Here is a 658-nt window from a genome sequence, read left to right on the forward strand (position 1 = left end):
CGATCCCAATAAAGAGCAGATAGATCATTACGATCATCGAATCCAATAAAGTCATGTGTCATAGCTCACGAAAAAATTAAAACACCGTTTTAAAGATCACAAAAATACCGATAAGAACTTTATCAGTACGTAATAATGAATATATTAAAACAAGATTTATTATAAAATAAAATGGTGTTTCAAAATGAAAGTTAGATACCTTACTTCTGCACTCTTACTTGCAATGACTTCTGGTTTAGCGGCTGCCGCATCGGTGGATATTCGTCATGAATATGTGCCTGATCGTGATGGTGACGAACATCGAGATCGTATTTACGTTTCTCACCGTTTCGACAACCAAATCGGTTTTAGCGTGGAAGCAAAATGGAACTATAAAGATGGTCATATGGGTAATGCAGGCCATGAAACTGGCGTGAGCTACCGTTGGAAAGCGACCGACAATTTCTCTCTAACGCCGGGCATTAACATTGATGCCAGCCCATCGGGTGCGTCAGTGTTCAAGTACAACTTGACTGGCGCGTACAAAATCAATGACGAGTGGGATGTCGCTGCGCGTATTCGTCATGGGTACAAAAACACGGACGACTCGCGTTACAACCAGCTCAACCTTTACGCAAACCGTAAGTTTGAATGGGGCAAGCTTGGCGTAGAAGCGGAG

The 658-nt window shown here is 42.2% G+C and carries 1 protein-coding gene; it reads left to right on the forward strand.

From position 1 onward, the window contains the following. Positions 1-184: 184 nt before the first annotated feature. The coding region (locus R7Z50_RS28145; RefSeq protein ID WP_318149837.1) for an oligogalacturonate-specific porin KdgM family protein at positions 185-658 on the forward strand (474 nt) is incomplete at its 3' end.

This window comes from Vibrio sp. 1249-1 (assembly GCF_033340495.1).